Below are 8,420 nucleotides of genomic sequence, written 5' to 3' on the forward strand. Positions count from 1 at the left end.
GCTAAATGATTAATGAGATGAAGAATTAACGCATGTAACGGATCGGTAAGGCAGGTGACAGGATGGACGGGGAACGGCAGTGGATCGAACAGTTAAAGAGAGGCGACGAGGCCGCATTGGCATGGTTGATGGAGCGTTACGGCAACGATGTGGTTCGAACGGCTTCATTGCTGCTGAAAGACCGACATTTGGCGGAGGATGTAAGCCAAGAGACCTTTCTGACCGCATTCCGAAAAGCGGATCAATATCGGGGGGACGGTTCATTGAAGGGATGGCTGCTCCGGATTGCCATCAATTTATGTAGAAGCAGAATGCGGCGAGCGTCGTGGCAGCGGCTTTTTTTGCGGGAACGAATGGATTTGGTGCAAGATGCTGATGACTGGCCAGAGTCCTCTGGCAACGAGGAACCTGGCTCCGCCAATTGGCTTAACAAAATGACCTTGCGTGAGGAAATCGGAAGATTGCCGATGCTCTATCGGGAAGTTATCGTCCTTTATTATTTTCATGAGATGCAAATTGCAGAGATTGCGGATGTTTTGCAAGAGTCGGAGGGTACTGTAAAGAGCAAGTTGCATAGGGCAAGAAAAAAGCTGAAGCAGCAATTGGAAGAAGGAGGCTGGGAGTATGAATCAAGCTGGGGAGGATAAGAAGCTACAAGAGCAGCTTCGCGAGGAGATGGAACCGGTGATGTTCAGCGAGGAGATGCAAGCGGCTGTTCTGAGGCGCGCCCATGCGCCGAGTCCATCCTGGTGGAATCGGGAAATCCGGATTCCGGCGCCAGTTGCCGCAGCTGTGGTTTTTCTCCTTATCGCAATACCCCTGTATGGCTGGCAGCAAGCCCACTCCATGCAAGCGAATATGGCGGCGGATACGTTAGGGAAGGGTGCTGAGCAAGAAGAACGGATCATTGTATCGACCGCTGGCGTATTTTATGCTTCGCAATTGGAAGGGGAGGATCGTTAATGCGGCTAAGGGTAAGAACGCTGGCGGGTATGCTGGTGACGCTGCTGCTACTGGGGTGGTTCGGCTATAAAGAGCTTCCGTCTTTTTTGTACCATCAGGGTTATTATCAGGCGTTGCTGCAATGGTTCCCGAACGATAACTACGCGAGGCCCGCAATTAATCGGCTTGCCATGGACATTGCGAATCAGACGGGAAGAGGCGAGAGCGATTATATTTTTGTCAAATCATCCGGGGGCGCATCATCCAGCGGTACTGGCCATACGAAGCTTGACCTTCAGGAGCGTGCCGACGTGATCGATAAGCTGGAGAAGCTGCTCGCACAATATGGACATACGGAGCAGATGACGAATGTTTCCTACAATCTGGCTTTGATGCATTTTTGGATGGGCAACTGGGAACGGGCAGAGAGCTTGCTGAACGAGATTGATAGGATGGGAGGCGCGGAGTGGATATCCAGGGAGGAGCAGAAGGCGTATCTGGCTATTCTGGAGTCGAGACATGTGCAAGAAGGGAAGGCGTCTTTGGAAGGCGTTGTCCGTATTGGCGACCAACCTGTTCCAAATGCATTCGTCATGCTGCAGAGAACGGATGATTCTACGTATTATTCGCCTCCGCTAACCCATTACCCGGCAACGATGACGGATGAAAACGGACGATATCGGTTTTATGGGATAGATTCCGGCGAATACGATGTAGCGGTTGGGGTACGGACGGAGCAAATTAGCGGTTACTATATGACGGAGTCCGAGTCGAAGTCGGTAGTTATTGACGGTATGGCCACAGCCGGGCACGATGTGCTATTTGTGCCGCAAGTGATCGCGGTATCCCCGGGGCGCAAGGAGCTCATTCAAGGAGATGAACTGCGGCTTCGGTGGAAGCCTTATGAGGGAGCGGAATATTACAAGCTCAACATCTCCTATCTGCACAATGATCGGAACGGCAAGTACACAGGCTCTACGACAACCGAGTTATCGGATCAAAAATATACCGGTCAAGAAGCCGTGTTTTCCATTCGCGAGCGCAATCGCGACTACAATATGTCTGGAAAAAGCTACGGGCAAGATGGAGAGGTGACGCTGGGTACGGCCGGACTGCTGGGCATGCTCTATCCGGGAGGGGAGTTCGCTTGGTCGGTTGACGCTTACGACGAGCATGACCGCAAGCTGTCGAGCTCTGCGGGATACTTCCTGCATGAAGACGCCATTACGCCGATCTTTCGAGTGGAGGACAATGGTTTGTCGGAGGGAGACCGTCTCGTGATCGCCGCGCGGTATGAGGAAGCGATCGCAGCATACACGCTGGAAGGGAACAATGACCATGCGCTTCGAGTGTTGGCGAGATTAGCGGATCAAGGCATTGGCAAGGAAGATGGCAATCCTGCAGAAGCGCTTGCCTATATGGAACGCATTCAAGAGCCGGGGGAGTCGGATAAGGAATTTATAAATATGCTGCGCGAACGCATTGAGAAGAAGAAGCGGGTTTGACAGACACCACGCCCTGACTTAGCATAGAGAAATACGGCTGTAATGTACAAGAAGCGGGGCGTGCAAATAGATGAAAGAAGAATGGTTTGGAAAGTGGCGGCATACCTTCAAGCTTGATCCCGACAAGACGATATCGGATGAAGCGCTCGACGCGATCTGCACATCGGGCACAGATGCAATTATAATCGGAGGTTCTAGCGGTGTCACCTTTGAGAATACCGTCGATTTAATGTCGCGCGTTCGCCGTTATGAGTTGGATTGCGCGTTGGAGGTATCCACCATGGATGGAGCGGTTCCGGGGTTTGACGGTTATTTCGTGCCCATCGTGCTGAATACGGATCGCTCGGAGTGGATACTCGGCAACCAAATCGAAGGGTTGAAGGAGTACGGGACGTTTGTGCCGTGGGAGGAGACTGCGGCGCAGGGCTATATTATATTGAACGAGGATGCTACCGCCGCCAAGCTGACGGGCGCCAAGACGGAGCTTGTGGCCGATGAGCTGATTGCACATATCCGTATGGGGGTACAGTTGATGAGATTGCCCCTCATCTATATCGAATACAGCGGCCGATTCGGCGACATGGAGCTGCTGCGAAGCGCGCGTCAGGCGATCGGCTCGGCCCGATTATTCTACGGCGGCGGAATCGATAGTCCTGAGAAAGCGCGCCTGGCGGGAGAGCATGCGCATACGGTCGTTGTGGGCAATATTGTGTACAGCGATCTGGCTGCAGCTTTGTCGACGGTGGCGGCGGTGTATAAATAGGCCGTTGGAGGCGTCCCTGCGGCATCGGTCCGACTATAATAGAATAGTAGTCAACGAGGCTGGTCAGGAGTGAGGAGATGAAGGCGGTCATCGCAAGCTGCGCCAGGGAGCGGAAGGGCAAACTTTCGGCTCCCAAGAGCGGGGGCAAGTGCAAGCAGGGGAGGAAGAGGCGTCTGCTGTCGGCGCATCCTTATTATTATTACGCCTTGGGAGACGGGGAACGGAGAATGTTCACGCCACGCGAGGCCATGCCGGGATATGACAGCCGCATCCCCGATCCGACCCGCATCTCGTTAACGAACGTATTCGTAGACGGCATGCTGCAATCGCCGGAAGTATATGCGGTGTACCCCGGCATGCTTCTCTTCGTGTCGGATCAGCCGCCGCCCGAGGGCTCGCGCATTATTGCCCAATTTATCGTCATTAAAGGTTAATGCAACAAAGAACAACACCCTGCAGCCCGTGAGCTGAAGGGTGTTGTTTGTTACTCGTCAGGAATACGTCGTCACAACCTGGAAAATCGTAAATACGACGCGTGCCTCGGAAGGAATCGTAGCTGCCGTTGCGGAAGTCAGCTCCAGCACAGCATCGGTAACGCTTGTGACCAAACCTTCTTCCTGCAATTGTCCGTCTACGATTAACTGGTAGGCGTATTCAGTGCCAGCCGGGGGCGTGCTTATATCGACGGCGAATGTCGTAACCGTCGCGCCCGTATCGTCCAGCCATGTTTCGACCGCGGGACCGATGTCGGTCGCCGTGGCAGCAGGCAGGCTGATGCCGCCGACAGGGGCGATCATGAAGTAGTTCAGGACGTCGTAGGCGACCGCTACCGTGAACGCGCGGGGGAGAATCAAGCTAGCCATAATAATCACCTCCTCTACTCACTAATAGATGCTAGAGTCCACTCTATTGAAACGGACATTCGCGTGCGTCCGGATGCCCGGATTCATAGGGCTTCCTTCCTTTCAAAAAAGTGCAAATTGACAGTATGGGATGCGTTGTCTAAACTGAGAATAGGCGAACAAAATGGCGAACAAAGGAGTACAATCATGTTTAATTCCATCGGCATCGAACAGGCGGTGCAGAAGCTGAATCCGCCGCAGCGCGAAGCGGTTCTCGCGACCGACGGCCCTTTGCTCATCATGGCCGGAGCGGGCAGCGGCAAGACGAGGGTGCTGACGCACCGCATCGCTTATTTGATCGAGAAAAAAAGAGTAGCGCCGTGGAGCATTCTGGCGATAACGTTCACAAATAAAGCGGCAAGGGAAATGCAGGAGCGGGTCGGAGCGCTGGTCGGTCCATCGGGCAGGGATATTTGGGTATCGACGTTCCACTCCATGTGCGTGCGTATTTTGCGCAAGGATATTGACCGGATCGGCTTTACGTCCAACTTCTCCATTCTGGACTCTTCGGACCAGCTTTCCGTTATCCGCAACTGCATGAAGGATCTTAATATCGATACGAAAAAGGTCGAGCCGAAGGCCGTTCAAGCCTCGATTGGCAACGCGAAGAACGAGCTGGTGACGCCGGAGCAGCTGGAACGGAAAATCGGAGACTACTTCGACGAAATCGTGGCCAAAGTATACGCGATGTACCAGAAGCGGCTGCGGAGCAACAACTCCCTGGATTTCGACGATCTCATCATGATGACGATCCGGCTGTTCAAGGAAATGCCGGAGGTGCTGGAATTTTACCAGAACAAGTTCCGGTACATTCACGTCGACGAGTATCAGGATACGAACCGGGCGCAATACATGCTCTGCCGCATGCTGGCGGACAAGCATCACAACATCTGCGTGGTAGGCGACAGCGACCAGTCCATCTACCGTTGGCGCGGCGCGGACATTACGAACATTCTCAATTTCGAGGGCGACTATCCCGAAGCCCGGACGATTATGCTGGAGCAGAACTATCGTTCGACGGGCAATATTCTGGACGCGGCGAACGCGGTGATCAACCTCAATACGGGCCGGAAGCCGAAAAAGCTGTGGACGGAGCAGGGACCCGGCGATTTGATCTCGCTCTACCAGGCGGATTCGGAGCATGACGAAGGGTATTACGTAACGGGCGAGATTCGCAAAAACGTCAACAAAGGACGTCGCTTCTCCAATCATGCCATCCTTTATCGGACGAACGCCCAGTCCCGGGTGATCGAGGAAATTCTGATCAAGTCGGACATCCCGTATCAGATTGTCGGCGGGATTAAGTTCTACGACCGAAAGGAAATCAAGGATTTGCTGGCCTATCTGCGCCTTATGTCCAATCCGGACGACGATATCAGCCTGACGCGCATCATTAACGTGCCGAAGCGGGGTATTGGAGACACGACGGTGGGCAAGCTGGAAGAAGAGGCCGCTCGGCGCGGCGTGTCGATTTACCGGGTACTCGGCGATCTCGGCGACGTCGAGGTAAACGGTCGGACGAGGGCGCTGCTGGGCGAATTCTACGGACTTATCTATAATTTGACGGCGATGGTCGATTATTTGACGGTGACGGAGCTGACGGAGAAGGTGCTGGAGCTGTCCCAGTACAAGATAGAGCTTCAGCGCGAAAATACGCTGGAATCCAAAGCTCGCATCGAGAATATCGAAGAGTTCCTTTCCGTTACGATGGACTTCGAGGAACGCAACGAAGACAAGTCGCTTGTCGCGTTCCTGACCGACCTGGCGCTGATTGCGGACATCGACTCCATGGGCAAGGATGCGGAAGAAGAGAAGAAGGACGACGACGCCGTCGTGCTCATGACGATGCACAGCGCCAAGGGTCTGGAGTTCCCGATCGTGTTTATCATCGGCATGGAGGAGACGGTCTTCCCGCATAGCCGTGCGCTCACCGACAACGAGGAGCTCGAGGAAGAACGCCGTCTCGCATACGTAGGCATTACGCGAGCCGAGCAGCGGCTCTATCTAACCTGCGCCCGCATGAGGACGCTGTTTGGCCGCACGAACATGAACATGCCTTCGCGCTTCCTGGGCGAAATCCCGGACAACCTGAAGCAAGGCGCGTCCACCGCCATCGGAGGCAGCGGAGGTAACGGCGGCTTCGGCGGCGGAGGCGGCTACGCCCGCACGCCGGGACGAATCGGCGGCGGCGCTTCGCCAGCCGCCGCTGCAGGAACGCGCTCCCCCGGCTTCGGCGCGGGGAGCGGCAGGGCCGCCGCGGGCGGAAGCGGCGGAGGTGGCGGCGTGCGCGTCACCACCTCGCTGGATGCCGCCCGCGCGGCCAAGACAGCGGCGGCAGCCGGCGGCGCCTCTGCCGCTGCAAGCTCCGCCTCCGCAGGGGGCGGCGGAGACTTCGCGGCCGGCGACCGCGTCGCCCACGGCAAGTGGGGCGAGGGCACCATCGTCGCCGTCAAGGGGACGGGCAACGATATGGAGCTGCAAGTCGCGTTCCCGGCGCCGGTCGGCATCAAGCGGCTGCTTGCGGGTTTCGCGCCGATCAAGAAGGTATAGCAGCACCGGGCTACAAGAAAGATTAGTTCGCCAATTTGGAGGAGGTTCGGCTCGTGAACGTTGGTTCGGCACGGATGCAAGAGCTTGTCGCGCTCATTGCAGAGCATAATTATCAATATTATACGTTGGACAATCCCGTCATTAATGACGCGGATTACGACAAGCTGTACGATGAGCTGGTTGCGCTGGAAGCGGCGGAAGGTCTCGTGCTGCCCGAATCGCCGACGCTTCGCGTGGGCGGCGAGCTGCTCAAGGGTTTTGATCCGCACCGCCACCGTGCCCGCTTATGGAGTCTTGACAAGGCGCAGGACAACGAGGATCTGCTTTCCTGGCATGCTCGCGTACAGAAGGCCGTAGCGGACTATAACGCAAAAAATCCGAATGTCGAGCCGTTGCCGCAGCCAAGCTACGTCATCGAGCTGAAATTCGACGGTTTGACGCTGAACCTGACCTACGAGAACGGCAGCTTGGTGCAGGCATCTACGCGAGGCAACGGCACGGTAGGCGAGGGCATTCTGCCGCAGGTGCGGACGATCCGTTCCATTCCGCTTCACATTCCGTTCAAGGAAGGCATCCTGGAGGTGCAGGGCGAGGGTATCATGGGACTGTCCGTGCTTGCCAAATATAACGAAACCGCGGCCGAGCCGCTCAAAAATGCGCGCAACGCCGCAGCCGGGGCACTTCGCAACCTTAATCCCGCTGTGACGGCGGAGCGGAAGCTGGACGCATTTATCTATAATATCGGCTATGCTGAGGGCGTGTCCTTTAAGGATCATCTGGAGCTGCAGCAATTCCTGATCGCCAATCGTTTTAAGGTGAATCCGTACGTGAAGTACGTCAGCACGATCGAAGAGGTGCAGGCCGAACTGGCAGCCATCGCGGAGAGACGACTCACGTTCGATTTCCTGATCGACGGAGCGGTCATAAAGCTGACGGATATGCGGACGCGAGAGGCGCTCGGTTATACGGACAAGTTCCCGCGCTGGGCGGTTGCGTTCAAGTTCGAAGCGGAAGAGACGACGACGATTCTCGAATCGGTGTCCTGGGAAGTAGGCCGCACGGGCAAAATCACGCCGGTTGCCCGGGTCGAAGCCGTCGAGCTGGCGGGCGTGACGGTGCAGAACTGTACGCTCAACAATATCGGCGACATCGAACGCAAAAATTTGAAAAACGCCTTGGGCACGCTTGTATCCATTCGCCGCTCCAACGACGTCATTCCGGAGATTCTGGGCAAAGCGGACGATGAGCTCGGCGGGGAAATCGTGTTCCCGATCGTTTGTCCGTCCTGCGGGACGGAGCTGGAGCAGCGCGGCGCGCATCTGTTCTGCAACAACAACCTGGGCTGCCGTCCGCAGATTATCGGCCGCATCACGCATTTCGCTTCGCGCGACGCCATGGATATCGAGTCGTTCAGCATCATGACGGCGGAGCAGCTGTACACGGATTGCGAGGTGCGCGACCCAGCGGATCTTTATGCGCTTGGATTCGACGATCTCATCAAGCTGGAGCGCTTCGGCGAGAAGAAGGCGCTCAAGCTGTTGGAGGCGCTGGAGAAGTCGAAGAGCCGCGATTTGGCGGCGTTCCTGTTCGCGCTTGGCATTCCCAATACGGGCAAAGCCACGACCAAAATGCTCGCTGACCATTACCGCAGCCTGGACGCAATTATGGCCGCGACGGCGGAGGAACTGGTAGGGCTGCCCGACATCGGCGGCATCGTGGCGGAGAGCATCGTCGGCTTCTTCGGCAATCCGATCTATG

General features: G+C 56.0%; 8 protein-coding genes (1 of these 8 cut by a window edge). 7 read left to right on the top strand and 1 reads right to left on the bottom strand.

The window, feature by feature from the left end:
• The first annotated feature begins 62 nt into the window (after nt 1–62).
• From KJW29_RS29875 to KJW29_RS29895, 5 genes are all read left to right on the top strand, one after another.
• The gene (locus KJW29_RS29875) at nt 63–647 is read left to right on the top strand and encodes an RNA polymerase sigma factor (protein WP_214627363.1); all 585 of its coding nucleotides are present in this window, start codon (nt 63–65) and stop codon (nt 645–647) included.
• Entirely contained in the window at nt 625–963 is a 339-nt protein-coding gene (locus tag KJW29_RS29880; RefSeq protein ID WP_214627364.1) for a hypothetical protein, read from the top strand. Before KJW29_RS29875 ends, KJW29_RS29880 begins: the two co-directional genes overlap by 23 nt.
• Nucleotides 963–2,447 carry a carboxypeptidase-like regulatory domain-containing protein gene (locus KJW29_RS29885; RefSeq protein WP_214627365.1) on the top strand — a complete coding sequence of 495 codons (1,485 nt, stop codon included), beginning with the start codon at nt 963–965 and terminating at the stop codon, nt 2,445–2,447. Before KJW29_RS29880 ends, KJW29_RS29885 begins: the two co-directional genes overlap by 1 nt.
• A gap of 70 nt (nt 2,448–2,517) precedes the next feature.
• On the top strand, nt 2,518–3,210 hold the full coding sequence (pcrB, locus tag KJW29_RS29890) for a heptaprenylglyceryl phosphate synthase (protein WP_214627366.1): 693 nt from the start codon (nt 2,518–2,520) through the stop codon (nt 3,208–3,210).
• Nucleotides 3,211–3,287: 77 nt separating this feature from the next.
• A complete protein-coding gene (locus KJW29_RS29895) occupies nt 3,288–3,644 on the top strand; it encodes a DUF4183 domain-containing protein (protein WP_214627367.1) in 357 nt (118 codons plus the stop codon).
• 57 nt (nt 3,645–3,701) lie between these two features.
• Here the strand turns inward: KJW29_RS29895 and KJW29_RS29900 are convergent, their stop codons facing one another.
• Nucleotides 3,702–4,073 carry a hypothetical protein gene (locus tag KJW29_RS29900; protein ID WP_087569377.1) on the bottom strand — a complete coding sequence of 124 codons (372 nt, stop codon included), beginning with the start codon at nt 4,071–4,073 and terminating at the stop codon, nt 3,702–3,704.
• A gap of 186 nt (nt 4,074–4,259) precedes the next feature.
• On the opposite strand from KJW29_RS29900, the gene pcrA reads away from it, so the two are divergent.
• Both pcrA and ligA read left to right on the top strand, forming a co-directional pair.
• A complete protein-coding gene (gene pcrA, locus KJW29_RS29905; RefSeq protein ID WP_214627368.1) occupies nt 4,260–6,662 on the top strand; it encodes a DNA helicase PcrA in 2,403 nt (800 codons plus the stop codon).
• 74 nt (nt 6,663–6,736) lie between these two features.
• A protein-coding gene (gene ligA / locus KJW29_RS29910) for an NAD-dependent DNA ligase LigA (RefSeq protein ID WP_214631383.1) crosses the window boundary here: on the top strand, nt 6,737–8,420 show its 5' portion. The gene runs 311 nt beyond the window's last position; 1,684 of the gene's 1,995 nt are visible here — the first part of the coding sequence; it begins with the start codon at nt 6,737–6,739; its stop codon lies off the right edge, out of view.

The sequence above is a fragment of the Paenibacillus agaridevorans genome (assembly GCF_018604145.1).
Taxonomy (GTDB): Bacteria; Bacillota; Bacilli; order Paenibacillales; family Paenibacillaceae; genus Pristimantibacillus; species Pristimantibacillus agaridevorans.